25 protein-coding genes are annotated in these 25,902 nt (G+C 42.8%); 12 read left to right on the top strand and 13 right to left on the bottom strand.

Features of this window, described 5'->3' with window-relative positions; genetic code table 11:
- Positions 1 to 21 precede the first annotated feature (21 nt).
- Together H562_RS0104715 and H562_RS0104710 are read right to left on the bottom strand one after the other, a co-directional pair.
- The gene (locus H562_RS0104715; protein ID WP_027376452.1) at positions 22 to 2,133 is read right to left on the bottom strand and encodes a type IA DNA topoisomerase; all 2,112 of its coding nucleotides are present in this window, start codon (positions 2,131 to 2,133) and stop codon (positions 22 to 24) included.
- 148 nt (positions 2,134 to 2,281) lie between these two features.
- The gene (locus tag H562_RS0104710; protein WP_027376451.1) at positions 2,282 to 3,178 is read right to left on the bottom strand and encodes a M23 family metallopeptidase; all 897 of its coding nucleotides are present in this window, start codon (positions 3,176 to 3,178) and stop codon (positions 2,282 to 2,284) included.
- 219 nt (positions 3,179 to 3,397) lie between these two features.
- Here H562_RS0104710 and H562_RS0104705 point away from each other — a divergent pair, with 219 nt between their 5' ends.
- The 5 genes from H562_RS0104705 (at position 3,398) to H562_RS0104685 (ending at position 7,542) form a co-directional block, all read left to right on the top strand.
- On the top strand, positions 3,398 to 4,405 hold the full coding sequence (locus tag H562_RS0104705) for an NAD(P)H-dependent glycerol-3-phosphate dehydrogenase (RefSeq protein ID WP_027376450.1): 1,008 nt from the start codon (positions 3,398 to 3,400) through the stop codon (positions 4,403 to 4,405).
- Between the two features lie 107 nt (positions 4,406 to 4,512).
- On the top strand, positions 4,513 to 6,018 hold the full coding sequence (gene mqo, locus H562_RS0104700) for a malate dehydrogenase (quinone) (RefSeq protein ID WP_051190395.1): 1,506 nt from the start codon (positions 4,513 to 4,515) through the stop codon (positions 6,016 to 6,018).
- A complete protein-coding gene (locus H562_RS0104695; RefSeq protein ID WP_233701974.1) occupies positions 6,008 to 6,454 on the top strand; it encodes a hypothetical protein in 447 nt (148 codons plus the stop codon). Before mqo ends, H562_RS0104695 begins: the two co-directional genes overlap by 11 nt.
- Positions 6,455 to 6,928 (top strand): hypothetical protein, encoded by a 474-nt coding sequence (locus H562_RS0104690; protein WP_027376447.1) that lies wholly within the window; start codon positions 6,455 to 6,457, stop codon positions 6,926 to 6,928. It begins immediately after the preceding gene.
- Positions 6,925 to 7,542: a DUF1684 domain-containing protein gene (locus tag H562_RS0104685; protein ID WP_027376446.1), complete on the top strand. Its 618-nt coding sequence runs from the start codon at positions 6,925 to 6,927 to the stop codon at positions 7,540 to 7,542. The genes H562_RS0104690 and H562_RS0104685 overlap by 4 nt, the downstream gene beginning before the upstream one ends.
- 212 nt (positions 7,543 to 7,754) lie before the next feature.
- Here the strand turns inward: H562_RS0104685 and mtaB are convergent, their stop codons facing one another.
- Positions 7,755 to 9,104, bottom strand: a complete 1,350-nt coding sequence (gene mtaB / locus H562_RS0104675) for a tRNA (N(6)-L-threonylcarbamoyladenosine(37)-C(2))-methylthiotransferase MtaB (protein ID WP_027376445.1) — start codon at positions 9,102 to 9,104, stop codon at positions 7,755 to 7,757.
- A gap of 45 nt (positions 9,105 to 9,149) precedes the next feature.
- Positions 9,150 to 9,749, bottom strand: coding sequence for a DUF1572 family protein (locus tag H562_RS14660; RefSeq protein WP_034690662.1), 600 nt, complete (start codon positions 9,747 to 9,749; stop codon positions 9,150 to 9,152).
- A gap of 50 nt (positions 9,750 to 9,799) precedes the next feature.
- Between H562_RS14660 and H562_RS0104665 the strand changes: the two genes are divergently transcribed.
- The 5 genes from H562_RS0104665 to H562_RS0104645 all read left to right on the top strand — a co-directional run bounded on the left by H562_RS0104665 (position 9,800) and on the right by H562_RS0104645 (position 14,842).
- A complete protein-coding gene (locus tag H562_RS0104665) occupies positions 9,800 to 10,156 on the top strand; it encodes a nuclear transport factor 2 family protein (RefSeq protein ID WP_027376444.1) in 357 nt (118 codons plus the stop codon).
- 120 nt (positions 10,157 to 10,276) lie between these two features.
- Positions 10,277 to 11,107: a DUF3667 domain-containing protein gene (locus H562_RS0104660; protein ID WP_027376443.1), complete on the top strand. Its 831-nt coding sequence runs from the start codon at positions 10,277 to 10,279 to the stop codon at positions 11,105 to 11,107.
- Positions 11,108 to 11,204: 97 nt separating this feature from the next.
- Positions 11,205 to 12,860 carry an alpha-glucan family phosphorylase gene (glgP, locus tag H562_RS0104655; RefSeq protein WP_027376442.1) on the top strand — a complete coding sequence of 552 codons (1,656 nt, stop codon included), beginning with the start codon at positions 11,205 to 11,207 and terminating at the stop codon, positions 12,858 to 12,860.
- 127 nt (positions 12,861 to 12,987) lie between these two features.
- The gene (gene prfB / locus H562_RS0104650) at positions 12,988 to 14,100 is read left to right on the top strand and encodes a peptide chain release factor 2 (RefSeq protein ID WP_027376441.1); all 1,113 of its coding nucleotides are present in this window, start codon (positions 12,988 to 12,990) and stop codon (positions 14,098 to 14,100) included.
- Between the two features lie 64 nt (positions 14,101 to 14,164).
- On the top strand, positions 14,165 to 14,842 hold the full coding sequence (locus H562_RS0104645) for a DedA family protein (RefSeq protein WP_027376440.1): 678 nt from the start codon (positions 14,165 to 14,167) through the stop codon (positions 14,840 to 14,842).
- On the opposite strand, the gene H562_RS0104640 is transcribed toward H562_RS0104645, so the two are convergent.
- From H562_RS0104640 to proS, 7 genes are all read right to left on the bottom strand, one after another.
- Positions 14,839 to 15,372, bottom strand: a complete 534-nt coding sequence (locus tag H562_RS0104640; protein WP_156831961.1) for an alpha/beta hydrolase family protein — start codon at positions 15,370 to 15,372, stop codon at positions 14,839 to 14,841. The two genes, H562_RS0104645 and H562_RS0104640, sit on opposite strands and share 4 nt — an antisense overlap.
- Positions 15,339 to 15,566 (bottom strand): hypothetical protein, encoded by a 228-nt coding sequence (locus H562_RS0104635; protein WP_156831960.1) that lies wholly within the window; start codon positions 15,564 to 15,566, stop codon positions 15,339 to 15,341. The genes H562_RS0104640 and H562_RS0104635 overlap by 34 nt, the downstream gene beginning before the upstream one ends.
- A gap of 100 nt (positions 15,567 to 15,666) precedes the next feature.
- Entirely contained in the window at positions 15,667 to 16,791 is a 1,125-nt protein-coding gene (gene dnaJ, locus H562_RS0104630; protein ID WP_027376437.1) for a molecular chaperone DnaJ, read from the bottom strand.
- Between the two features lie 85 nt (positions 16,792 to 16,876).
- Entirely contained in the window at positions 16,877 to 17,416 is a 540-nt protein-coding gene (locus H562_RS0104625) for a nucleotide exchange factor GrpE (RefSeq protein ID WP_027376436.1), read from the bottom strand.
- 115 nt (positions 17,417 to 17,531) lie between these two features.
- Complete coding sequence (locus H562_RS0104620; protein WP_027376435.1) at positions 17,532 to 18,863, bottom strand: Nramp family divalent metal transporter; 1,332 nt, start codon at positions 18,861 to 18,863, stop codon at positions 17,532 to 17,534.
- A 111-nt stretch (positions 18,864 to 18,974) separates the two neighbouring features.
- Entirely contained in the window at positions 18,975 to 20,264 is a 1,290-nt protein-coding gene (locus tag H562_RS0104615) for an OmpA family protein (protein WP_027376434.1), read from the bottom strand.
- A 120-nt stretch (positions 20,265 to 20,384) separates the two neighbouring features.
- Entirely contained in the window at positions 20,385 to 21,860 is a 1,476-nt protein-coding gene (gene proS / locus H562_RS0104610; protein WP_027376433.1) for a proline--tRNA ligase, read from the bottom strand.
- A 143-nt stretch (positions 21,861 to 22,003) separates the two neighbouring features.
- On the opposite strand from proS, the gene H562_RS0104605 reads away from it, so the two are divergent.
- Positions 22,004 to 22,963, top strand: a complete 960-nt coding sequence (locus H562_RS0104605) for a hypothetical protein (protein ID WP_027376432.1) — start codon at positions 22,004 to 22,006, stop codon at positions 22,961 to 22,963.
- Between the two features lie 28 nt (positions 22,964 to 22,991).
- Positions 22,992 to 24,380 (top strand): OmpP1/FadL family transporter, encoded by a 1,389-nt coding sequence (locus tag H562_RS0104600; protein WP_027376431.1) that lies wholly within the window; start codon positions 22,992 to 22,994, stop codon positions 24,378 to 24,380.
- A 56-nt stretch (positions 24,381 to 24,436) separates the two neighbouring features.
- On the opposite strand, the gene H562_RS0104595 is transcribed toward H562_RS0104600, so the two are convergent.
- Positions 24,437 to 25,129: a ZIP family metal transporter gene (locus H562_RS0104595; RefSeq protein ID WP_027376430.1), complete on the bottom strand. Its 693-nt coding sequence runs from the start codon at positions 25,127 to 25,129 to the stop codon at positions 24,437 to 24,439.
- 15 nt (positions 25,130 to 25,144) lie between these two features.
- A complete protein-coding gene (locus H562_RS0104590) occupies positions 25,145 to 25,885 on the bottom strand; it encodes a class I SAM-dependent methyltransferase (RefSeq protein ID WP_027376429.1) in 741 nt (246 codons plus the stop codon).
- Positions 25,886 to 25,902: the final 17 nt, after the last annotated feature.

The raw sequence follows: 25,902 nt of genomic DNA, 5'->3' as shown, positions 1-25,902 counted from the left end.
GACAGATATTGGCACAATTAGTTATTCTAATTCAACTGTGAACTCAGCAGTTAAATGCAAAATTCCTTCGGTCAACTGTTCAGGATGTCCGCCAAAGCCTTTCATTTTGCTGGTTTTTCCCTTACTGATCAGATCATGAATTTGCTTTTCACTCAGTTTTTTACCGAACAGCGTAAACGGAACCTTGAAGCCGCAACCTTTATAATTGCTGCAGCCGACCGCAGTTTTTCCCAGGATGAGTTTGCTCTCACCACATTTCGGACACTGGATTTCTTCCCATCTCACAGCCACTTTTTTCCGTACGGAAGTTTCTTTCTTTACATCGCGCTGTATTTCCTGCTCGAGCGTTATCGCTTTGGTTTTTTCGTTAATGACCTTCCGCGTCAGATCCGTAACCATCGCAATGAGTTCTTTCTTAAACTGGGAGGCATCGTATTCGCCGCGCTCGATTTTTCTGAGTTTAAATTCCCACTCACCGGTAAGTTCGGGACTTTTCAGCAAATCATCCTGAATGATATCGATAAGTTGAATTCCGGTGGATGTGGCAAGAATGTTTTTTTTCTTCCGCTCTATATAATTTCTTTTAAACAGGGTTTCAATAATATTCGCTCTTGTGGAAGGTCTTCCGATGCCGTTGTTTTTCATAAGTTCCCGCAGTTCCTCATCGTCCACCTGTTTGCCGGCCGTTTCCATTGCACGCAGCAGCGTGGCCTCGGTATACGGTTTCGGTGGGCTGGTTTTGCCTTTGTGGATCATCGGTTTGTGTGGACCTTTTTCACCTTTCGTGAAGTTAGGAAGTGTCTGTTCTTCTTCTTTCGCCGGTTTTTCTGCATTGTCGGGTTTGTCCTTAATGTAAACAGCGCGCCAACCGGGCTCCAGGATTTGTCTGCCCGAAGTTTTAAATACGATGGTTCCGACCTGGCCTTCAACCAGCGTATTCGAAATTTTACATTCCGGGTAGAAAACCGCTATAAATCTTTTCGCCACAAGATCGTAGATCAGTTTTTCTTCTCGGCTCAGATTTGATGCAGGCGGAATTTCTGTGGGAATAATCGCATGGTGATCGGTGACCTTTGAATCGTCGAAAACAGTTTTTGATTTCGGAATGGGCTCGGCTAAAAGAGGTGCGGTAAATTCACGGTAAAAGTTCATACTCTGCAGGATTCCGGCGATTTTCGGGTGAAGACTTTCCGACAGATAAGTCGTATCGACGCGCGGATAAGTTGTGTGCTTTTTCTCGTACAAACTCTGTATATATTTTAAAGTATGCTCCGCCGAAAAGCCGAATTTTCTGTTAGCTTCAACCTGAAGTGCCGTAAGATCGAAGAGCCGCGGATTTTTTTCTTTGCCTTCTTTTATTTCAAAGGAAATAATTTCGAATTCATTCTGTTTTAAATATCCCAGACCTTTTTCGGCTTTTTCTATATTCTTTAAGCGGTCGATAGCAGCGGTAAAGATTACGTCGCGGTATTTAGTTTTCAGTTCCCAGTATTCTTCACTCGTAAATGCTTCGATCTCTTTCTGGCGCTGTACCAGCATTGCTAAAGTGGGTGTCTGCACGCGGCCTACAGATAATACCGTTTTGTTGCCGCCAAATTTCTTGGTAAACAAGCGCGTAGCATTAATTCCCAGAAGCCAGTCACCAATCGCGCGTGCATTTCCCGCCAGGTACAGGTTTTGGTAATCTTCAGCAGGTTTCAGATTGGCAAAACCTTCTTTTATTGCATCTTCAGTAAGCGAAGAGATCCAAAGCCTTTTCATGGGTTTTGTACATTTCGCTTTTTGCAGAACCCACCGCTGGATAAGTTCGCCCTCCTGGCCGGCATCACCACAGTTGATGACTTCGGCACAGTCTGCCACAAGTTTTTCGATCGTGTTAAACTGACGCTCAACGCCGGGATTGGAAATGAGTTTGATTCCAAAAGGCTCTGGGATGATCGGCAGGAAAATAAGGTCCCACGATTTTAGATAAGGATTGTATTCGTCGGGTTCTTTTAGCGTGCAGAAATGCCCGAAAGTCCAGGTGACCCAGTATCCGTTGCCTTCAAAATAGCCTTGCTTCGGCATGTCGGCGCCCAGAACTTTGGCAATATCGCGTGCGACACTTGGTTTTTCAGCAATACATAATTTCATAGATCGGCTTCATTTTTTGGACGAATGCAAATTTGGGTAAATTTTTAATAAATGCACCATTCCATTTTTACAAATGAAAATTTTACGGCCCCGAAGCCTTTTAAATAAAAAATCGCTCCCTGTTGAGAAGCGAAAATTTTATTATAAACTACAAATTGGTAAACAGTTTCGGATTCACCGGCGTGTTGTTTTTGTGAACTTCATAATGCAGGTGAGGTCCTGTGGATCTGCCGGAATTGCCGGATTTTGCAATCACATCATTCACCTCCACCTTATCATTTGCTTTCACCAAAAGTTGCGACAGATGTCCGTATAAAGTAGCCAAACCATTACCGTGCGAAACAATTACACAATTGCCGTAACCACCTTTTACACCGGCGAATATCACAGTTCCTGTAGCTGCACAGCGAACATCAGTGCCGAAAGGTACGGCGATATCCAGACCTTTATGAAACTGAATCTGCTCAGGTTCCGCAGGCGGCGCATTTTTTGCAGCAAGATCGGCCGGAGATGAAGCTGGTTTAATGATATTTCCGGCGCTGTCTTTTACTAAAGGCTGGGGAGCTGCAGGTTTCTGTGCTGATACAGACGCGAAAAGTACATTCCTGAAGGGAATTGGATTTTTACGCTTTCCAAAATTTGAGGAGATATATCCGTCTGTAGGGATGCCGAGGGGAACCGCCTGAAGTTTGTTTTGAAGATCCACCAGATACTGGCTGTAGCGGTTGCTTTCTTTGGCCAAATATACCGCACTGGAAATACTGTCTTTTGCCAGAAGTGTGATCCGGTGGTCACTCAGGTTTTTTTCGGCAAGAAAACTGTTCAGTTCGCGTACGGTCTGATCTACAAGCACAAGCTTCTGGCGCATTTCCAGATAATCAATGCTGTCTTTCTGCGTGTTGATCTGCACCAGATTTACTTCATAAGATTTATTGTCTTTTTCGGAAAGTACTTTTCCGAGGAGCAGCGCCTGTGCGAAGATTACCGCAACCAAACCGCCTAACAGTAAATTTACTTTCTTTTTATTCTTTAAAAAATGGGTCATTCTTGAAAATGTTTTTCTTTTTTTGGCAGGCAAAAATACTAAAATTCAGGATAATAGATTTGCATGTTTTTTTTTATGAATGTTTTAACGGAGTTTAAAGGAAAAAATGTTGCACCAAAAAGTTAATATTTCTTAAAAATCGCAGCCGACTCATTTATACAGGGCAAATCACTTTTTTCCTTTGCTCTCTTTTGTATCTTTGTAATTCAAGTAAAAACTATGCATAAGAAAAAGCCGGCAGACGGACACGTGATTGGAGTAGTAGGAAGTGGGAGTTTCGCCACTGCTATTGTCAAAATGCTCGTAGAAAACTGCTCTTTAGTTCACTGGTGTGTACGGAATGAATTTGTAAAAGGTGCCATAGAACTGCGCCACCACAATCCATCTTATCTTACCGCTGTAGATTTCAACATTAAAAAACTGAAAATTACAACCGACATCAATGAGCTTGTTTCGGCCTGTGATATTGTGGTCCTGGCAACGCCATCAATTTACCTTTCCGAGAGTCTGGATAAAATGACCTGCGACTACAAAGGCAAGATTTTTGTGTCTGCAATCAAGGGAATTGTTCCAAAAGTAAATGATGTTGTAGCGCACTATTTACGCGATGAGTTTAAGATCGGCTTCCGCAGTCAGGCGGTAATCGCCGGGCCATGCCACGCAGAAGAAGTCGCTATGGAAAGACTTTCGTACCTAACCATCGCTACCGTGAAGGAAAATCAAAAAATGCTGCACGATCTTTTTTCCTCGCGCTTCATCAAAGTAAATTCGAGTGCCGATATTCTAGGAAACGAGTACAGCGCGATCCTCAAGAATATTTATGCGATCGGTGCCGGAATTGCCAGTGGACTTGGTTACGGTGATAACTTTACAGCTGTATTTGTGACCAATGCGATCCGCGAGATGGAGCTTTTCCTGGAAAATATTCATGAGACGCCACGCGATGTAAACGAGAGTGCATATTTGGGCGATTTGCTCGTTACCGCATATTCCCTTTTCTCCAGAAACCGAAACCTCGGTAATCTGATAGGGAAGGGCTACACCGTAAAATCTGCCATACAGTCGATGAACATGATTGCCGAAGGTTATTACGCCGCTGATTCAATTTATAAAACATCGCAGGAGAAAAAAATGAAAACGCCGATCATCGATGCGATTTACGGAATCCTTTACGAAGAAAAAAATGCAGAAAAACTGTTTGAAAAACTCACCGCAAAACTAAATTAGTGCAGATTCTCATCTGATTATTTTTGCTGTGTTTTTCTTGTTAATGGTTTCGTTACTGAGTTTAACTTTTAATATCTGATAAGAAGTGTAATTAAAAACCAAAATCTATGCCCGATTTCCTGACGAAAAGAACTCCGAAACCCGAATACGATGTTGTACTGATTGGTGGCGGAATCATGAGTACTACGCTTGCTACACTTTTGCACGAACTCGATCCAACCCTAACAATCGCGATCTTCGAACGCCTTGGCAGGTTTGCACGCGAAAGTTCTGCGGCCTGGAATAATGCAGGAACAGGACATTCTGCCTTCTGTGAACTCAATTATACGCCGGAAAAAGAAGACGGCACGATAGATACTTCAAAAGCTGAGAATATTGCCGAGCAGTTTGAGATCTCCAAACAGTTTTGGTCATTTTTGCTGAAGAAAAAATATATCAGCACACCTAAGGAATTCATTACGACCTGTCCGCACATGAGCCTGGTTTTTGGGAAAGATGATGTAGAGTTTCTAAGAAAACGGCAGCAGAAAATGACGCAGTCTGAGCTTTTCCGCGGAATGCAGTTTACTACAGATCACAGCGTGCTGTGCGAGTGGATACCATTAATAATGAAAAAGCGAAAGGACAGTGAGGTAATGGCCGCCACCAAAATGGATCTGGGTACCGATGTAAATTTCGGAACGCTCACCCGAAAAATGGGCCGCTATTTATCGGAAGATTCCGGTGTGGAAATTTTTCTGTATCACGAAGCGAAAGACCTTGATCTGCGCAAAGACGGAAAGTGGGATATAGAAATTAAAGACCGTCTGCATCAGCACACGCAAAACGTTGCGGCAAAATTTGCCTTTATCGGTGCGGGCGGATATGCACTTCCGCTGCTTGACAGTTCAGACATTCCCGAAAGCGACGGCTACGGTGGGTTCCCGGTAGCAGGTGAGTGGCTGGTAACCCATAACCCGGAACTTGTAGCCCAGCATCACGCCAAAGTCTATACGCAGGCTGGATTAGACGCGCCACCAATGAGCGTGCCGCACCTGGACCTGCGGATTATCGATGGTAAAAAAGCGTTGCTGTTCGGACCTTTCGCAGGGTTTTCGACGAAATTTTTAAAGGAAGGAAGTTATCTTGACCTGCCGGAAAGCATTAATTTTAAAAATATACGTTCACTTTTCGGTGCCTGGTGGCACAATCTGCCGCTCACGCAATATCTTGTGCGCCAGGTCGCCATGACAAAAGCGCAGCGGATGCAGCACTTACGTGAGTTTGTACGCGATGCGAAAGAGGAGGACTGGACCTTGAAAGTGGCCGGCCAACGTGTGCAGATCATTAAAAAAGATGATAAAGAAGGCGGGAAACTCGAATTCGGAACCGAAGTGGTGGTTAACAGCAACGGAACTATTGCATCGTTGCTTGGCGCGTCACCCGGCGCTTCTACCGCGGCATATGCCATGTTGCAGGTTTTGGAAAAATGTTTCCCCGACAAAGTAAACGGTGAATGGCACGACAAGATCCTGGAAATTATTCCTTCATACGGACAAAAACTCGGCGACAATCCCGAACTCACTGAAAAGATCAGGAACTACACCAAAGAAATGTTGGAACTTGAATATTAAACGAGAAATAGCAGGCCATAAATCCGATCCTTGCTTTGTTGAGGAAAATCCGCCTGTCGCGTTGCCGCGGATTGTCACCGGCGTTTTGCTGAGTCTGCAGACAAAGGTGGAGGAAGAAAAGCAGGTCATCGTGCACTGCTGCTTTCCGGCAAGTTTTGAAGAGGGAAGTCTGATCCGCATCTGGAAAAGTACTTTTCTGATCGATGAAACTATTGCCCATAAAAGCGCACTGATCCACCATCAAAACATTTCGTTATTTCCTTACTGGACTGAGGTTCCACCAACGAAAGACTTTTGGTTCACATTGGTTTTCAGTGGCCTGCCAAAAGATTGCACCACATTTACATTAAAGGAAGAAATTCCTGAACAGGGCGGTTTCTGCGTAAGGAATATCAAGAGAAATGCAACTGATGTGTACCGTGTAAAAATAAATTAAATGAAAAAGATCGCTTTTTTTGCCCTGCCCATGCTTCTCGCCTCCTGTAATTCGCGATATGCGACGGTACCATTAAATAAAATCCCAGCGGAACGAAAACATGTTGCGCAGAACTTTGCCGAAACACTGCTCAGCAAATGTGAAAAACAGGACTACTCAGAATTCAGGAATTTTAATATTTCCAAAAGTTTCCAGCGGGAGCTGGTTGAAGATTCTCTGGAAGCCATGTGTAAAAGGATCGTGCGCCGTAACGGTAAGATTACGCTGGAAAAGCTGGTTTCTGCGCATACGCCGACTTCGCCACGCGATTTTATCGATGTTTATAATTTTAAACTGAAGGCTGAAAAAAGTGCGACACCGGTATATCTGCATTTGGGAATGTACCGCGATCAGAATTTCATAGAGAAACCGCTGTATTTTTCCCGCGACGAAAACTATTACGAAACCATTCGAAAAAAATATTATAAGAAATGAGAAACGCTGTTACTGTCGCATTTTTTTCTTTGTTAATGGCGTGCGCACCTAAACCGGCACATAATTCTGTACAGGAAATTCAGGAATTTCAGAAGGAACTCAACGCTGAATATAAAAATCCAAGAGAAACACCGCTGCGCGGAACGAACTTTACAGATTTTAAGGAGCATCCGTTTTTCCCGATCGATCTGCAATATCGCGTCACGGCAGATTTCCGCAAAACTGAAAATGCTGTTCCGTTTGAAATGCCGACTTCTTCCGGAAAAACACGCACTTATGTAGAATATGGCAAAGCGGATTTCGTGCTGAAAGGTCAGCCGTTCACATTAACCGTATACCGGAATATTGCATTAAGTCAGAAAACCGGTTTTGAAGACCATCTTTTCCTGCCTTTTCGTGACGAGACCAACGGAAAGGAAACCTACGGTGGCGGGAAGTATATGGACTTAAAAATTCCCGGGGGAAACAAGATCGTTCTGGATTTCAATAAATCCTATCAGCCCTACTGCGCTTATAATGCTTATGATTATAACTGCCCGATCGTACCACTGGAAAATATTTTGAAAACAAGAATTGAAGCCGGTGTAAAATACGACGACATTTACCATCATTAAAAGCCCCGAAATGGCATAAAAATGGTTCCGGCTACAAGATAACTTAATCTTTAATTTTATGGAAACTTCTAAGAAAAATACACCCGGACCGGTGGTAATTGGTGTAATCTCCGTATTGGTGCTGCTTATTATTTTTTATTTTGTGCTGGTCACATTTTTCCCTGAGCTGTTCAACAGTTTGAATTTAGGCGAGGCCCAACCAGTGAAATAAACTAAGCTTTCGCCAGAAACTCTTCGAACAAAGGCTTTACAGATACTGTTCCGTCATTTTGAACAGCTGTAAGTTCCAAAATCTCTATTTTGTTAATGGAATCTTCATCGAAAGGTTTCTGTACGCGAACGTAGTTTTCTGTAAAACCGAACATGATACCGTTCCTGTTTTCGTGTTCCCAAAGTACAGGTAATTTTTTGCCAAGCTGTGTGGCGTAAAAGGCCATTTTCTTTTTCTCAGAAAGGATTCTCAGCATTTTGTTGCGGCGTTTTCTTTCCTGAACAGGTACTGCGCCGTCCATTACTGCGGCTTCTGTATTTTCTCTTTCCGAGTAGGTGAAAACGTGCAGATAACTGATTGGCAATTCGTTCAGGAATGTGTAAGTTTCCAGGAATTTTTCTTCCGTTTCGCCGGGAAAACCCACAATCACATCAACGCCAATACACGCATCCGGCATCACTTCACGGATCTTCGCAACTCGGTTCTGGTAAAGCCCACTGAGGTAGCGCCGTTTCATTTTCTTTAAAAGATCGTCGCTGCCGCTTTGGAGCGGAATATGGAAATGCGGCACAAAACTTTTGCTGTTGGCTACAAGTTCAATGCTTTCGTCTTTCAGAAGATTAGGTTCTATAGAAGAAATCCTGATTCTTTCGATTCCTTCTACTTTATCGAGTTCTGTGATGAGGTCCAGAAAAGTGTGTTCATGTTTTTTGTTCCCAAATTCCCCTTTGCCATAGTCGCCGATATTTACGCCCGTCAGCACTATTTCCTTTATGCCGCGCGCTGCGATCTCTCCGGCATTTTTCACCACGCTGTCGATGGTGTCTGAACGGGAAATTCCTCTGGCTAAAGGAATTGTGCAATAAGTACATTTATAGTCGCAGCCGTCCTGAACTTTCAGAAAAGCGCGTGTACGGTCGCCGATCGAATAACTCCCGATGAAAAAGTCGGCTTCATCAATTTCACAGGAATGAATGATGCCATGGTTTTCGGTTTTTTCCAGATCTTCCAAATAACTCAGAATATTGAATTTTTCCTTAGCTCCCAAAACCATATCCACACCTTCGATGGCAGAAATTTCTTCAGGCTTCAACTGCGCATAGCAGCCCAGAATGACTACAAGACCATTGGGATTGGCTTTCATGGCGCGCTTTACGTGGAGTTTGCATTCGCGGTCAGCATTTTCTGTTACGGAGCAGGTGTTGATGATGTACACATTTGCAGGTTCATCAAAACTTACTTTTTCGTAGCCGGCGCCGGTGAGTTGGCGGGCAATGGTAGAAGTTTCGGCGAAATTAAGTTTACAGCCAAGTGTATGAAAGGCGGCGGTTTTGGTGGGGCTTGAGTTCAATTTGAAATACTTTTAGAAGCTGCAAAGATAAGAAATTGAAAATCTCTATTCTAGTTCCGTTTTATATTCGTCGCGCACTTCATCGCTTTTTGCAAAACAAACCGGCGACGAGTTTCCGCGTATTTCTTCGGGCATGCTTTTTTTTAAAAGTTCCGCGTTGTATTCTCCGGATTTATTTCGCGCGATAGAAAGCGTTTGCCAGTTTTTATCTTTCAGCATTTTAGCGATAAAAACGATCTGGCCGATGTGATACGGATAATGTGCGAGTTGCCGTAAAAGTGCATCAACAACCAGGATTTTTTCACCGCGGATAGAAATGGTCTTCTGTAAATTGTGTTCATTGATCTGCTTTAGCGCTTCCAACAAAACCTGCCAGCCTTTTTCCCAGATTTCCAGCATTTCTGCTTTCGAAGTAATGTCATTCTCAAACTCGGCATCGCGGTTGCGCCACGATTTTTCGCCATCCTCTGTCAGGAAATTGGTCCAGCGCGAGATCATGTTTCCGGAAATATGTTTTACGATCGTAGCTACAGAATTACTTTCCGTGTTAAACTGCCATAAAACCTCTGACTCAGAAAGCTGAGAGAACGTTTTGTCGCCCAGATCTTTGTAAAAAAGAAACCTTTTCAGAAATAAATCTTTCATGTGAGCAGATATTTAAATCTAAAGTTACCTATTTAATCGTATATATGCGTATGGAATGTAAAGTAACTTCATTTATGGAAGACCTGAATTCTCTGAAAATAGAGAATCTGCAGAAATGGTTTAATGACGACAGCAAGATCTGGATCCCGCCTGCAAAAGAAATTCAGGGTGGCAGCAGAATTTTGGCGCTGTTCCGGGCGATTTTCCGTAAGTACGAAAATATTGAATGGAATGCCTCTGAGATATTTGATCTCGGTAAAGGACGTTTTTTTTACGAAACGGTTTCTGTGGGACATCTGAAGGGAAAAGGAAGTTACAGAAATAATATTTGCACAGTCGTGGCTTTTGCTGAAAACGGCAAAATCAAGTTGCTCTCGGATTATTTTAAAGATACCACTGCTTTTTAATTTAAGAACCTCACTTTCAGTAAGAGTTTATTTTATAAAAATGAAATTCCTGGCTGTTGATCAGGAATTTTTTATTGTAGAAATTACGGAAAAGTTTTAATTTTACTTAAAACTAAAACGATGAAAAACAGTGAGGAACGTTGTAAAAACTGCGGCCAGCATTTAATTCTGCAGCAGAATTTCTGTCATGAGTGTGGTCAGAAAACCGATACGCACCGAATCAATTTTCATTATTTTGTTCACGAGGTTCCGCACAGTATCTTTCACATCGATGGCGGAATTATCTTTACACTTAAGGAGCTTTTTACGCGCCCTGGCCACAGTATTCGGGAATATCTTGAAGGTAAACGTAAACCTCATTTCAGACCGGTTATGCTGGTGCTGGTTTTGGGTTCTGTTTGTGCGCTGATTCAATACTTTCTCCATAAAAAATCCCCTGAGGATAATGATAAGCTTATACAGACCAATCTTGCAAAAACCGAAGTTGCACGTTATGTTGATCTGGAAGGTTTAGTTTCTTTTTTTAAGGAGATCGTTCACTGGCTTTCGTCGCATTTGGCTTTTACTATATTGCTGATGCTCCCGATCACCGCGCTGGGTTTTTATCTGGGATTCCGAAAGTATAAAATTAATTACCCGGAATGGGTGGTGATTTTTCTTTTTCTCAGTGGTCAGTCGCTGGCGGTATACATTTTTTTCATATTTCTGAATCATTTTGTCGGGCATTATTCGGGAATCTTTCTACTGCTCGTCTGGGGCTTGATCACGTTTTCGCTTTTGCAGTTTTTTCAGGGTCACAATAAAAAACATATTATCCTGCGAACGCTTTGGTCAGCTTTCCTCAGTTATCTTCTGACATTTGTGTATTTCGTTTTTGTATGCATCATTCTTGGTGTAGCCGGGATCCTCCTTTATGGTTATGACAATATTATTCCGGTATTTTTCCACTAAGACATGATATGAATTACGAATCGGGAAAACTCCCTGAAATAGTTTTTGGCGGTGATCAAAAGCAGTATCTTTGCACCTTAAATTTAATGACCTCTATATGGACTTCACAAACTTTAGGATGCCTTTTGACATCAATCCGAAATATTCAAAAAAAGTCGCTTATTTTTCAATGGAATTTGCCATAGATCAGGCTTTGAAGATCTACTCCGGCGGACTCGGTTTCCTGGCGGGATCACACATGAGAAGTGCTTTTAACCTTAAACAGGATTTAATAGGAATTGGAATTTTGTGGAAATTTGGCTATTACGATCAGGCGAGAAATCACGACCAGACATTGCAGCCAACCTGGACCAAAAAAATGTATACTTTCCTGGAAGACACCGGAATAAAATTCCAGATCGAGATCCATTCCGCACCGGTTTGGGTAAAAGTGTATTACCTCGCACCTGAGATTTTCCAGACTGCGCCTATGTTTTTACTTTCTACCGATGTGCCTGAAAACGACCACATTTCCAAAACAATCTGTCACCGGTTATATGACGCCAATGAATCTACGAAATTAGCGCAGTACATTTTACTCGGCAAAGGCGGTGCAAAACTTTTGGATGTAATGAATTTCGAAAGAGATGTGTATCATTTAAATGAAGCACATGCGCTCCCGGCAGCATTTTATCTTTTAAGGAAATACGGCGGTGATAAAGAAAAAGTGAAAGAAAAACTTGTTTTTACCACACACACACCGGAAGAAGCAGGAAATGAAAAACACGATCTGTTCATGTGTCATGATATGTCTTACTTTTCCGGGTTTTCTATTGATGAAGTGAAAAATATAGAAGGTGTTGATGACGACCGTTTTAATCACTCGCTTTGTGCGCTGAGAATGGCACGCGTTGCGAATGGCGTGTCGCAGCTTCATGGTGAGGTTTCCAGAAAAATGTGGAGTAAATATCCGCACATCTGCGAAATAAAATCAATCACCAATGCGCAGGAATTTAAATATTGGGCAGACAAGCCGCTTTATGATGCCAAGGATGAGAATGACGGAATGCTTTTCGACTTCAGAAAAAAGCATTTGAAGAAAAGAACTTTTAGGATCGTGGCCGACCAGACCGGAAATCTTTTTGATCCGAATATATTTACGATTGTCTGGGCACGCAGATTTGCAGGCTACAAAAGAGCAGACCTCCTGCTGCACGATAAGGAACGTTTTGAACGTCTGCTGAACAATCCCAAATATCCGGTGCAGATCATCTGGGCAGGTAAACCTTATCCAATGGATTATTCTGCGATCTCAACCTTCAATACATTGGTGGAAGAAAGCAAATACTATAAAAATATGGCAGTGCTTACCGGTTATGAACTGGCTTTGAGTAAGGCGTTGAAACAGGGTTCTGATCTTTGGCTGAACAATCCGCGGGTTCCACGCGAAGCGTCCGGTACTTCGGGAATGACCGCTGCGATGTGTGGCTCCGTAAACCTTTCTACCGACGACGGCTGGATCCCGGAATTCGCTAAAAACGGCATCAACGGGTTTGTGACACCACAGGCGGACTACGCCAATCTGAGTATTTATGATCAGGATAATTTCGACCTTGAAAATCTTTACAACGTGTTGGAGAACGAAATCCTGCCGACTTATTACGACCGCCCGAACGACTGGCGCAAAATCCAGCAAAACGCGATGGATGATGTGAAAGTTCAGTTCAACAGCGACCGTATGGCTGACGAGTATTACACAGAAATCTATGCGTAATTACCACATTCATCATTAAAGACAAACAGACCGGAGATCATACGATTTCCGGTTTTTCTTTTTCCTATTCTTAAATGCCCGCTCCCTTGAAGAAAAAAGTAGAAATTTTCTGTATTTTTGCGGGAGTATGATTAACAGTGACCAATTAAAAAATGCGCAGAGCCGCATTGCCGACTTATATAAATTTCTTCAGATCGAAAAGAAAAAAATAGAGGTTTCCAACGACGAAGAGAAAACCCTTTCGCCTGAATTCTGGGATAAGCCAAAGGATGCGGAACTTTTTATGAAACAGCTGCGATCCAAAAAAAAGTGGGTGAGTGATTATGAGGAAATTTTTTCACGCTTTGAAGATATCCAGGTACTGACGGAATTTGCAAAAGAGGATCCGGATTCAGATCAGGAACTGGAAAAGGCTTTTCCCGAACTGATCAAAAGGATTGAAGATCTGGAATTTAAGAACATGCTTTCGAATGAAGGCGACGAACTTTCCGCGGTCCTGCAGATCACTGCCGGAGCGGGCGGGACAGAATCCTGTGACTGGGCAGCCATGCTGATGCGGATGTACACCATGTGGGCAGAAAATCAGGGCTACAAATTGCGGGAACTGAATTTTCAGGAAGGTGATGTTGCGGGTGTAAAAACAGTAACACTTGAGATTGACGGCGAATTCGCATTTGGTTATCTGCGCGGCGAGAATGGTGTACACAGGCTGGTGCGCATTTCCCCATTCGACTCCAATGCAAAACGGCACACGAGTTTCGTGTCGGTTTACGTGTATCCTTTGGTTGATGATACCATCGAAATCAACATTAATCCTGCGGATATTTCCTTTGAAACCATGCGTTCCAGCGGTGCGGGCGGACAAAACGTGAATAAAGTGGAAACCGCGGTTCGTTTGCGACACGCGCCTACGGGAATTATTATCGAGAATTCCGAATCGCGCTCACAGCTTCAAAATAAAGAAAAAGCAATGCAGCTACTGCGCTCACGACTTTATGAGATGGAGCTGGAAGAAAGAATGAAAGCGCGGACCGAAATTGAAGCCGGCAAGATGAAAATCGAGTGGGGAAGCCAGATCCGGAATTACGTGATGCACCCTTACAAACTGGTGAAGGATGTGCGCTCAGGCTACGAAACTTCAGATGTTGATGGAGTGATGAACGGTGACCTTACCCCTTTTCTAAAAGCATTCCTCATGGCGGATGGAAACGCTGCAGAAACCGATGACTGGGCGCTGTAACTATTGGCAAACTTTAACAACTCAATGATTTTTTAAAAAGAGGGCTTTTGTTATATTTGCAAATATGGAGCATTTTGAAAGTTGGAAGGATTTACTCAATCCAGAATTTTATATTAAAATGGGCGGTTTCTGGCTCATTTTGTTTATTATTTTTGCCGAGACAGGTTTGTTCGTAGGGTTTTTTCTGCCCGGTGACAGTCTGCTTTTTGTTTCGGGAATTTATGCAGTAGAAATTATCCGCGAAACTTTCGGCTCCACAGGAAGTGATTTTTTAGATACCACCATTTTGGCAACAACAGTTGCAGTAGCGGCAATTATCGGAAACGAGGTCGGTTACTGGTTTGGTTTAAAAGCCGGTCCGGCGCTGTACAAAAAGGAAGATTCATTTTTGTTTAAGAAAAAATATCTTTTCCAGGCACATGATTTTTTCGAAGACCATGGTGCCTTAGCCGTAATCATGGCGCGATTTTTACCGATCGTGCGTACTTTTACACCGATTGTGGCGGGAATTGTTAAAATGGATAAAAAACGGTTTCTTATTGATAATGTGATCGGTGCATTTCTCTGGTCTTTTATTTTAATCTTTGCCGGTCATTACCTGGATAAACTTTTTGTAGACCAGTTCGGTATCGATCTGAAGAAACATCTTGAAATGATTATTCTGGTGATCGTGATTTTGACGACTGCACCTATCCTCATTAAATTCTTTTTTGGGAAAAAGCGCGAGGAAAGAGTCCGTTAGTATTTCTTTTGTATAAATGATAAAATATTAAGAAAGATAATCTGTTCGCGATTGCGCTTTACAAATCTCGTCACATGTCCGGAATTCTTCATAAAAATCAGTTTATGAGGAATTTTTTTTGCCATCAGTGCAAATTCCAACGCAGGTCCCTGTTTTTTATTTACCAGAAAACCGCGGTGGCGCTGAAATAGTAAGGTTGGAATTTGCGAAAAGTGTGTGATCGGATTTGCCTGTTTGAAAGCTGCCGGATTATTATCGAAAGTATTGCCGACTATTTTTCGAGTTATGCCATACGTCCTTTTAAAACAGGGGCTTTTCTGATATTTTTCAGAAGAGAAATAGGTCGGTCCACTGAGCGAAATAAGCTTTTCAATTTCTTCCGGATGGTAATGGTTGTACAGAAGCGCTAAATGTCCGCCCGCAATTTCACCTAAAAAACCATAATTATCCGGTTTCGAATTCCAGCTGCGGGAAAGTTCATTGCTTTTCGAAATTGCTAAACTTCCAGCCGCCACGTGTACGATGACCACGCAGGATTTTCCGGCGCGTAGGACGCTGGAAGAAAAACATCCATTCGCTGCTGTTTGTGTGCGCCGTATTTTAAGTTGTAATATTTTTGCGCGCCTTCTTTTTCTGTGGTTCGGTATTTTGAAGAACATGAAGCGGCGATTAAACCAAGCGTGCTCATTAACCAAAATCGACAACCGAAAAGTTTTTTCTTCATGTTAAAAATCGGGTTAACTTTATGCCAAAGGCAATCGCAAAAGTCTCCTTTGATATGCTTTAAATAAAAAAAGAGACTTCGGAAAGTCTCTTTGATCTGATTAATTAAAAAGGTCGCGGACCTTATCAAAAAATGTTTTTTCTTTTCCTGAAGGTTCGGCCATCATTTCGCCGTTTGCGATCTGTTTTTCGAAGAATTCTTTTTGTTCCTGTGAAAGCCGCTGCGGTGTCCATACATTGATATGAACGAACATATCACCTTTGCCGTAATTATCGATGCTTGGTAAACCTTTGCCCGAAAGTCGCAGGATCTTACCGGACTGTGTGCCGGCGTCTACTTTAATTTTTACTTTTCCACCAACTGTAGGAATTTCCTTTTGGGTTCCGAGTGCAGCTTCTGCGAAAGATACGTACAGTTCCTGATGCAGATTGTCGCCCTCGCGTTTTATCGTGGCATCAACTTCTTCTTCAACCACCACAAGCAAGTCGCCGGGATTGCCGCCAAAAGGTGCATCATTTCCCTTTCCGCGCACATTAAGCTGAATACCTTCACGCGCTCCGGCCGGAATATTAATTGTCACCTCTTCGTCCTCTTTTATTAAGCCCTGGGAATTCGCTCCCGCAGGGATTTTATCAGCAATCTTTCCAGCACCGCCGCAGGTTCCACATTGTGTCTGTGTCTGCATCTGCCCGAACATGGTGTTCATTACTTTCATCTGCACACCGCTCCCACCACAGGTAGAACATGTTTTGGCGGTAGCGCCAGGCGCCAGTTTCATCTTTTTAACTTTAATGGTTTTCTGTGTACCATTCACCATTTCCTCAAGATTTAACTTGATGCGCACGCGAAGGTTACTGCCGCGCAGCTGTTGTCTCTGAGAGCCGCCGCCAAAACCGCCGCCGCCAAAATGACCACCGAAAATATCGCCAAACTGACTGAAAATATCTTCCATATTCATTCCGCCGCCGAATCCGCCGCCACCGAAACCACCTGCGGCACCGCCTAAACCCGCGTGACCGTATTGGTCGTACCTTGCTTTTTTATTGCCGTCGCTGAGGACTTCATAGGCTTCTGCCGCTTCTTTAAATTTTTCTTCTGCGGTTTTATCGCCCGGATTTTTGTCGGGGTGATGTTTCAGCGCCATCTTTCGGTAGGCTTTTTTTATTTCTTCGGCCGACGCTGTTCGGGTGATTTCTAAAACTTCGTAATAATCTCTTTTTGACATCTTAATTTTATAAGTAAATAAGAAATGAGCAGAAAAATCTACAGCTAAAAAAGTGCTGACATTTACTGCTCAATGCTGCTGTTTTTTAATTCCCGGTCACCACTTTTGCAAAACGGATCACTCTGTCGTACAGGATATAACCGGTTTCGATCACATCTACAATTTTTCCCTTTAGTTCCGGCGACGGAGCAGGGATCTGGGTGATCGCTTCGTGGAAATCTACATTGAAGTCATCGCCGGGGTTCACTTCCATAGAATTTAAACCTTTTTCCGTGAGTTTATTTTTAAATTTTTGATAAATCAGTTCAACACCCTGCAGGTCAGCCTCGTTGCCGTTTTTGGCAATCTCTTTTAAAGCACGCTCAAAGTCATCTAAAATGCCAAGCATAGAGATCATCATATCCTGGTTTGAAGTCTGGAAATATTCCATTCTTTCTTTGGTCGTCCGTTTCTTATAGTTTTCGAACTCCGCAAAAAGCCGGATATAGCGGTCTTTTTCTTCTGCCAAAAGTTCCTGCGGATTGGCTTCAGAAGTGACATTTTGTGTTTCCTCGTTAGCTGTGTTTTCGGCGTTCCCGTCCTGCGCATCCATAATATCGTCCGGTATATCGTGATTTTCTGACATAATATTTATTTTTAGTACCAAGCATTTCGCAAAGATTCTGCCAAAGAAATTTTAAGGACAATTCGGCAGAACTATCACGTGGAAAAGATATTTCGACACTGAATTTTTTAAATGATTAAAAAATTGTTTCGGCCAGTAAAAAGAGATTGAGCAGGATAATGATAAAGGCGATAATCCAAACCGTTATTTTCAGCCACAGTTTATTGGCAAATTCGCCCATCTTCAGTTTTGACCCGGTAAACATCACAAGTGGTACTACGGCGAAACTCAGCTGCATGGAAAGTATGACCTGACTAAAAACCAAAAGGTCAGTGGTGCCCTTTTCACCATAAATGATGGTCACGATCAAGGCGGGAATTACGGCAATTGAGCGCGTGATCAAACGCCGGAGCCACGGTTTTAAACGGATATTAAGAAAACCTTCCATCACGATCTGGCCGGCGAGAGTTCCGGTCAAAGTAGAGTTCTGACCGGATGCCAACAGTGCAACTGCAAAGACAATACTTGCGAATGTTGTGCCTAAAAGCGGAGTTAGCATTTCGTGCGCATCATGAATATCAGCGATGTCCTGATTTCCCGTGGTGTGAAAGGTAGCAGCAGCTACTATTAATATAGCGGCATTAATGAAAAAGGCCAGGAAAAGTGAAATACTGCTGTCGAGTGTGGCAAACTTGATAGCTTCTTTTTTGCCGGCGGCAGTTCGCTCATAGTTTCTGGTCTGCACGATGCTGCTGTGCAGATAGAGATTGTGTGGCATAACTGTAGCTCCAAGGATTCCGATCCCGATGTAGAGCATGGCGGGATTGGTTACGACCTCTTTCTGTGGAACGAGTCCTGCCAAGATCGGGAAAATGTCGGGTTTGCTGAGAATGATCTCATAGGCGAAACAGCCGAGAATCACCACGATCAATCCTGCCACAATACTTTCAATCACGCGGAAACCTTTAGCCTGTAAAAAAAGAATGAGCAACACATCAACAATGGTGACGACTACGCCCCAGGTCAACGGCAGTCCAAATAACAAATTGAGTGCGATCGCCGACCCAATCACTTCTGCCAGATCACAGGCAGCGATGGCAATTTCGCAAAAGATCCAAAGCACAAAATTGGTTTTGGGGCCAAAATGATCTTTACATGCCTGCGCCAGATCACGCTCGGCTACGATGCCTAACTTAAGTGAAAGATGCTGTAATACGATTGCAAAAAGATTTGAAATAAGTACTACAGATAACAAAGTGTACCCAAACTGCGCGCCACCAGCAATATCGGTCGCCCAGTTTCCGGGATCCATGTAACCGACCGCAACCATGAGTCCCGGGCCGGTGAATGCGAGTAGTTTACGCCAGAAGCCGGCGTTTTTGGGAATGTTTATACTTGAAAAAACTTCAGGCAGGGAATCTGAACTCCGTTCTTTCCGCCAACCTTTAGCCTGAAAATTCTGACCCATAAATCTGTTATGTTAGAGTAATCTAACAAAATTACATAATTATATCTAATTGTCAATATTTCTGCAAAAAAAATCCCAACAATTTGTTGGGACTTTATTTATACAGACGGATTATTTTGCAAATCTCACCGCCATTTTTCGGTCAGCAGCTCTTTCAGCATCACTTGCTGTAGCCGCTACGGTTGCAAACTGACTTCCGTACCCTTCGGCACCAAGAATCTGGCTACCTACGCCGTTATCGGTGAGCCATTTTTTAATATAATCTGCACGGTCTTGTGATAACTTAACATTGCTCGGCTCATTTCCCACTTTATCAGTATAGCCACCAATTTTTATCTTCGCGTCGGGATATGCCTTTAAAATGGCGAGTAAATTATTCATCTGATCCATTGAGCCAGCCTCCAACTCTGAAGCGGATCCCATTTTAAAGTTTACTTTATCGAAAGTGTACCAGTTGTCTTTTAGGGCAGCATCATCGGGTGCATTTTTGTAAGAATCCGATTTCAGGAAAGCGATCATGGAATCTTCCATTCCACCTTTATAGCCTCTGATTTTGGTGCCATTCAGGTCAATATCTTCATCGGTTTTTGTTGCTGTCATTGCCGCGGTATCTGCTGGTGCTGTAACAGCGCTGGAGTCAGACATTACTGCGGTTGAATCTGTAGTCACCGTAGATTCGGTTGCAGGTTTATTACACTGTCTCCAGAGGAACCAGGCAGCAAGCGCGAGGAGTAAAAGTGGCAAAAGCCATTTCCAGATAGAGTTTCCACCATCGTTTTCAGAAGTATCTACATTTACATGCGTATTTCCACCCCGGGTTACTTCAACTTTTGGCTCATCATAAGAAGTAACGTTCACGTTTTCAGCTGCACGCAGATCTTCTGTTGCACCCCAGTCGCCTAAACCTAAAGAAGCTAAAGACAATCCGGCAGGAAGCAGCGACGATACTGCGCCTTTCTGGTCTTCCAGTAAATTTTTTGTTTGTGAAGCATCCAGGTTATTATCCGCAGCATATTTGCCGATTGAACCAAGTGCAGCACCTGTCACCATATTTAACAGGGAAGTGGAAGAGGAATTGTTTATTCCGGCGAAGGTAGCAACTGAATTGACCAGAGCGGCAATTTTATCTCCAAAGATGGAGTGCAGTACATTTGAAACCATCGAATTATTTGAAGTTCCATCCAATAAATTTCCCAAAAGGCTGCTGGAATTCGTACCGGTCAGCGCATCCAGAATACCGGGTTTCCCTGCATTGTTAGCAATTCCGCCCACTATTGCAGGCAAGAAGCCGCTGACCGCTTTCGAAATTCCGGATTCACTCTCTCCCAATTGGGACGCTGTTTGCGAAACTACAGCAGGACCCAGTTGTCCTTTAATAAGGTCGATAATGTTTAATGACATAATAGTTTATTTTAAAATTAAATAATAGAACCAAGCAAAAATCACTCCATTGGGGAGTGATTTATAAGTTTTATAATAAAATTAACTTTTTATTGAGTCATTTATATTTTAAAATTAAATCTAATATGATTTTGCAAATATTACCCGTTGTTTTGATTGTTTCCCGGAAATCATGGAGATTCCTTCCTCCAAAGAATTATCCAAAGGAATACAGCGAATCGTGGCCTTGGTCTCATTTTTAATCTGTTCCTCTTCTTCGGCAGTACCATCCCACGGGGCAGAAATAAAACCACCTTTGGTTTCAAGCACATTTTTGAATTCTTCGTAAGAATCGACTTTTGTAATATGCTGATCACGGAAATCGACGGCTTTTTGATAAATTTCCTTTTGAATGGTTTTAAGAAGATCGTCGATATAATTTTCAATGCCTTCAAGTGGACGCGTTTCCTTTGAAAGATTATCGCGGCGGGCAATTTCTACGGTTCCGTTTTCCAGATCTCTTGCTCCCAGAGCGATGCGCACCGGAACACCTTTCAATTCGTATTCGGCAAATTTCCAGCCGGGTTTATTTTCGGTACGGTTGTCATATTTTACAGAGATGCCTTTAGCCTTCAGTTTATTTTGAAGATCGAAAGCAACTGCATTAAGCTGCTCGAGTTGGTCATCTCCTTTAAAAATAGGAACTATAACGACCTGGATCGGTGCTAAAGACGGCGGTAATACCAGACCTAAATCATCGGAATGCGTCATAATGAGCGCTCCCATCAGTCGGGTAGATGTTCCCCACGAAGTTCCCCAGGCATGTTCGATGGTGCCTTCCTTGGTAGTAAACTTTACATCAAACGCTTTACCGAAATTCTGGCCTAAAAAGTGAGATGTTCCCGCCTGAAGCGCTTTACCATCCTGCATGAGTGCTTCGATACAGTAGGTTTCTTCGGCGCCTGCAAATCTTTCCGAGGCAGTTTTAATACCGCGGATTACAGGAATTGCCATAAAGTCTTCCGCAAATTCGGCATATACTTTAAGCATTTTTTCGGTTTCATCAATCGCTTCTGCTTTGGTAGCGTGTGCAGTATGACCTTCCTGCCAAAGGAATTCGGTAGTACGCAGGAAAAGTCTGGTACGCATTTCCCAGCGTACGACATTTGCCCACTGATTGATCAGAATCGGCAGGTCGCGGTAAGACTGGATCCAGTTTTTGTAGGTGCTCCAGATGATGGCCTCTGAAGTTGGACGCACGATCAGCTCTTCCTCCAGTTTGGCCTCAGGGTCCACGATCAGTTTTTGTGGATTGTCAGGATCGGTTTTCAAACGGTAATGCGTAACTACTGCACATTCTTTAGCAAAACCTTCGGCATTTTTTTCTTCAGCTTCAAACAGGCTTTTGGGAATGAAAATTGGGAAGTAGGCATTCTCGTGACCAGTTTCCTTGAACTTCCTGTCCATTTCATCGCGCATTTTTTCCCAGATCGCATAGCCATACGGCTTGATGACCATACATCCGCGAACTTTGGAGTTTTCTGCCAGATCGGCCTTCACGACCAATTCATTGTACCATTTGCTGTAATCTTCGGCCCTTGAAGTAAGTTTTGCCATTTTTCTAATCTTAATTTAACTTTTTAGGTAACTTGTAATCTAATAATAAAAGATGTATTTTTACTCGAAATGAAACCAAATATTTGGTATAATTTTGGTGCAAATTGCAAATATAAATCAAATTAAAAACCTTTCAGCTTATCATGAAAAAAATTACCTATAAAAATCTAGCTGCAGTTTTGAAATCCAACGGGATTCTTGCGATGGCAGGTGGATTACTCTTGGTATCCTGCGGTGTTCAGACCGGCGGATACAGCGAAACCGACGGCGTATATTATGATCCTAACCGCGACACCCTGCCGCAGGGAACTGTAATGAACAGCGGAAACCGTGTAGGTGAATACTACGATTATCAGGCAAATGACTCGGCAAATCCTTATTTAAATTCAGAAAACAGAAACGAAAACTGGCAGGACAATCAAAGTTCCGATTGGGGTCCTTATACGGGAACCGATACGTACTATAGCGATAACTGGGGTTACCCTTATGGTTTTGCGCCGGGGTTAACTTTCGGGATGAGTTTTGGTTGGGGTTCACCTTGGGGTTACGGTTTTTACGACCCATGGGGATTTGGCTATAATCCGTTTTACGGGTACTACAGCCCTTACTACAGCTATTACAGCCCTTATTACAGTTATAATCCATACTACGGCTATAACCCATACGGTTACTACTCGCCGGTTTATGGCGGAGGATTCGGTAACAGCTATAATGGTGGATTTACCAACAAAAGAAGCGGTGCCGACGGATCTTTCCGAAATTTAAATTCCACATCGAACCTAAGGCAGAATAACAGTTCAAGTTCGGGTTTCAGAAATTCGGCACCAACTTCCCGCGAACAGTACAATTCGCCGCGTTACAATCAGCCAAACCGTCAGCCAGGCTTCAGAAATACAACGCAGCCAAATACAAGTCCAAGACAGAACAGTTCGCCGCGACAGAACAGCGCACCAAGACAGAGTTTCCCGAATTATGAACAGCCAACAAGAACCAACTCCGGTAATTCCGGCGGCTTCAGAACAGGTAGTTCAGGTGGTTTTAATTCCGGCTCAAGTAACTCTTCCTCAGGTTCTACAAGGTCATCAGGAGGATTCAGAAGATAAAAAAAACTTAAAAATATAATAAAGTAAAATGATTAAAAAGTCGTTAGCGATTTTAAGCATATCTGCAGCCTACTTTGCAAATGCGCAGGATATATCAACCATTAGAAATACCACAGAAGTTTACTCACACTCGTCATTGGACGGAACCTCGAAATATAATGCCATGGCAGGTTCCATGGGCGCTCTTGGTGGCGATGTTTCCGTATTAAACTCTAATCCTGCAGGTATTGCGGTAAGTATTGCAAGTGAAATGTCTGGTACGCTCTATATTGAGAGCAGTAAAAACTCGACGGGTTACGCTGGCAAATCTCTCGATTACAAGGTGAACAATACAGACCTTGGAAATGTGGGTGCCATCGCTGTGTTCCCTGTTAGTTCCGCATCTCCCTGGAAGTTCGTGAATGTGGCCGTAAATTATTCCAATAAAAGCCTTGAAGACTATTCTGAAACTCCCGGCAATTCCGGATTGATCTACGACATCAATGATGCCGGCGGTGCACTTATCGATGAACTGTCTTTTGCAGGTCATGCGTATAACCGTTATGGTAATCTTTCGAAAATGAACATAGGTGTGGGCGGAAATTATGATAACAGAATTTATATTGGCGCAGGCTTAAATTTCCATAATGCGCAGCTCGATCAGTACGATTCTGCAGCGTTTACTGACAGCGATGGTATAACCGACGTCTATAACAAACAGTATACGCCCTTCTCGGAATCATCGACCGGGTTTTCCGCTTCCGTTGGTGTAATCGGAAAGATAAATCCGCAATTCCGAGTTGGAGCCGCACTGGAAACGCCTACTTGGTGGAGTATATCACGGTTGTATAATGAGTATGAGAATCCTGTAGACGGAACTTACACCGAAGACCGAAACCTTTCATCTCCTATGAAAGCAACCTTAAGTGCTGCATATGTGGCGAATAAAAATTTCGCTATCAACGTAGACTATTCATTAGGTTTAACAAAACCGAAATATAAAGTATATGGTGAAGCTGAAAATGAACTCAACCGGTTTTTCTCCGCAAATGCAAAAAATCTGTCTGAAGTAAAAGTAGGTGCCGAATACCGGTGGGACGGTCTGCGCGTTAGAGGTGGCTATGCTTTTGCGTCGAGTCCGTTTGACTCCGTGACGCTTGGTGGAGCAAGTCTGCCAAATCAGAACTCCAATGATATGATCCTGGGAAAAAGGAATACAATCGGTGCAGGTATAGGCTACGATTTTAAATCATTCTTTATCGATGCTGCTTACCAGAACATTAGTTCCGATTACTCCAGTCCCTTCCTTCAAGGATCAGCTGCGAATAATACAGGATACTTTTCAAATCAATATATTGTGAATTCAAATGATGCCATAGTATCTGACGTGAAAAACACAAAAGACAATTTCTTTATTACACTCGGCTGGAAATTTTAATTTTCAGAATTAAGTGAAATATTGATGCTGACTCCGGAGAAATCCGGAGTTTTTTTTTAATGGCTGTGAAAAAGATGCCCGGTCATTGCAAGCACCACACCAAGCAGCACGAGACCGAGTTTCTGCCAGTCGACATTGTGGTTTTTATTGCTTTCAAAAATGATGACAGATGAAATATGAAGGAAAATTCCTCCCACAAGAGCGAGAAAATATACTTCTAAATCCGGGTTGAAATATTGTCCGAGTAAGAATCCGCACGGCGAGGCGAGCGCAAAAAGCGAAATGATCAGCACCGCTGAAGGTGAAAACTTTTTATTCTTCACCAAAAAAGCACCTAAGATAAATGAGATCGGAATGTTATGTACTAAAATACCGGTCAGATAAGGTGTAAGCACACTGTCTTGATTTGAAAGCGGGATACCCTCCAGAAAAGCATGTATAAAAAGGCCAACCATCAATGCAAACGGCAGGATATTTTTACCTTCCGTATGGTGGTGAAAATGCCCGTGCTCGAAACCTTTGGTTAAATTTTCCAGCAACATCTGCAACAGTACGCCGCCGATTACCCATATTCCAATATTCCGCTGATCAGCGACATAAATCTCCGGGAAGACTTCATTAAGACAGATCGTGATCAAAAAACCCGCACTTACCACCAGAAGACTCTTGGCAAATTTTTGCTTTTCTCCGAAAAATTTCCCCAACAGCACACCGATCAGTACGCTTGAAATTAAAAGGGCTACAATCATAAAACTCAGCTTTAATTAAGATTTCTTTCGGAATATGTTGATGCAGCGCGGCGATTTTTCCAGATCAAATGCACCGAGATCATAATCACCGAAAATATCTACCGTTTCAAATCCGAAATCAGCAGCATAATTTCCGATCTCTTCCAATGTATGTAGCTTTACTTTCTCGAAATAATGGTGTTTCTTACCTTTATCCGTAAAATTAATGTCTTTGATGATGTGCTGCTCATCAATACGTTTCTTGATATGGAAATCAATATTTCCTTTTCTGGTCACATATTCCGGTACCAGCGTTTTACGCACCCATTTTTCATTCAGGAAATCAAGCACAAAATAACCCTCATCTTTTAATACATGGGAGATCGACCTGAAGACTTTCCTGTCATCTTCCGCTTTATCAAAATAACCGAAGCTGGTAAAGAGATTGAAAACCGCATCTGCCTTCGCCGGCGAAACCGTCGGGTAGATCTCATCGCGCATATCGTGCACATCAAACCGTAAACCTGTCGTCTCAAACTGCTTGTTATGAAAAATGCTTTCTTTGGAAAGATCCACGCCTAAAACATTGAAACCCATTTTATTGAGGTAGATGGAGTGCCGTCCTTTGCCGCAGGCGAGGTCGATTATAGTAGAGTTTTCAGGGATCTGCAGATGCGCTGTAAGGAGTGAAATAAAATTTTCCGCCTCGCGGAAATCTCTGTTTTTGTAAAGAATATGATAGTAAGGAGTATCAAACCAAGTTTCGAACCATGCCATTGTGCAAAAATAACTAA

The organism is Kaistella palustris DSM 21579 (genome assembly GCF_000422265.1).
Lineage (GTDB): Bacteria > Bacteroidota > Bacteroidia > Flavobacteriales > Weeksellaceae > Kaistella > Kaistella palustris.
Note: the sequence above shows the minus strand (reverse complement) of the source record. Positions and strands in the feature narration are given on the sequence as shown.

Excerpts from the sequence above, each read along its gene's own strand:
- proS (WP_027376433.1), bottom strand. The coding sequence starts at position 21,860 with ATGGCAAAACTTACTTCAAGGGCCGAAGATTACAGCAAATGGTACAAT.
- H562_RS0104600 (WP_027376431.1), top strand. The coding sequence starts at position 22,992 with ATGATTAAAAAGTCGTTAGCGATTTTAAGCATATCTGCAGCCTACTTT.
- mqo (WP_051190395.1), top strand. The coding sequence starts at position 4,513 with ATGCCCGATTTCCTGACGAAAAGAACTCCGAAACCCGAATACGATGTT.
- H562_RS0104625 (WP_027376436.1), bottom strand. The coding sequence starts at position 17,416 with ATGTCAGAAAATCACGATATACCGGACGATATTATGGATGCGCAGGAC.
- H562_RS0104605 (WP_027376432.1), top strand. The coding sequence starts at position 22,004 with ATGAAAAAAATTACCTATAAAAATCTAGCTGCAGTTTTGAAATCCAAC.
- H562_RS0104710 (WP_027376451.1), bottom strand. The coding sequence starts at position 3,178 with ATGACCCATTTTTTAAAGAATAAAAAGAAAGTAAATTTACTGTTAGGC.
- H562_RS0104620 (WP_027376435.1), bottom strand. The coding sequence starts at position 18,863 with ATGGGTCAGAATTTTCAGGCTAAAGGTTGGCGGAAAGAACGGAGTTCA.
- prfB (WP_027376441.1), top strand. The coding sequence starts at position 12,988 with ATGATTAACAGTGACCAATTAAAAAATGCGCAGAGCCGCATTGCCGAC.
- H562_RS0104715 (WP_027376452.1), bottom strand. The coding sequence starts at position 2,133 with ATGAAATTATGTATTGCTGAAAAACCAAGTGTCGCACGCGATATTGCC.
- H562_RS14660 (WP_034690662.1), bottom strand. The coding sequence starts at position 9,749 with ATGAAAGATTTATTTCTGAAAAGGTTTCTTTTTTACAAAGATCTGGGC.
- H562_RS0104595 (WP_027376430.1), bottom strand. The coding sequence starts at position 25,129 with ATGATTGTAGCCCTTTTAATTTCAAGCGTACTGATCGGTGTGCTGTTG.
- H562_RS0104660 (WP_027376443.1), top strand. The coding sequence starts at position 10,277 with ATGAAAAACAGTGAGGAACGTTGTAAAAACTGCGGCCAGCATTTAATT.
- glgP (WP_027376442.1), top strand. The coding sequence starts at position 11,205 with ATGGACTTCACAAACTTTAGGATGCCTTTTGACATCAATCCGAAATAT.
- H562_RS0104645 (WP_027376440.1), top strand. The coding sequence starts at position 14,165 with ATGGAGCATTTTGAAAGTTGGAAGGATTTACTCAATCCAGAATTTTAT.
- H562_RS0104665 (WP_027376444.1), top strand. The coding sequence starts at position 9,800 with ATGGAATGTAAAGTAACTTCATTTATGGAAGACCTGAATTCTCTGAAA.
- H562_RS0104685 (WP_027376446.1), top strand. The coding sequence starts at position 6,925 with ATGAGAAACGCTGTTACTGTCGCATTTTTTTCTTTGTTAATGGCGTGC.
- H562_RS0104705 (WP_027376450.1), top strand. The coding sequence starts at position 3,398 with ATGCATAAGAAAAAGCCGGCAGACGGACACGTGATTGGAGTAGTAGGA.
- dnaJ (WP_027376437.1), bottom strand. The coding sequence starts at position 16,791 with ATGTCAAAAAGAGATTATTACGAAGTTTTAGAAATCACCCGAACAGCG.
- H562_RS0104635 (WP_156831960.1), bottom strand. The coding sequence starts at position 15,566 with ATGAAGAAAAAACTTTTCGGTTGTCGATTTTGGTTAATGAGCACGCTT.
- H562_RS0104590 (WP_027376429.1), bottom strand. The coding sequence starts at position 25,885 with ATGGCATGGTTCGAAACTTGGTTTGATACTCCTTACTATCATATTCTT.
- H562_RS0104615 (WP_027376434.1), bottom strand. The coding sequence starts at position 20,264 with ATGTCATTAAACATTATCGACCTTATTAAAGGACAACTGGGTCCTGCT.
- H562_RS0104690 (WP_027376447.1), top strand. The coding sequence starts at position 6,455 with ATGAAAAAGATCGCTTTTTTTGCCCTGCCCATGCTTCTCGCCTCCTGT.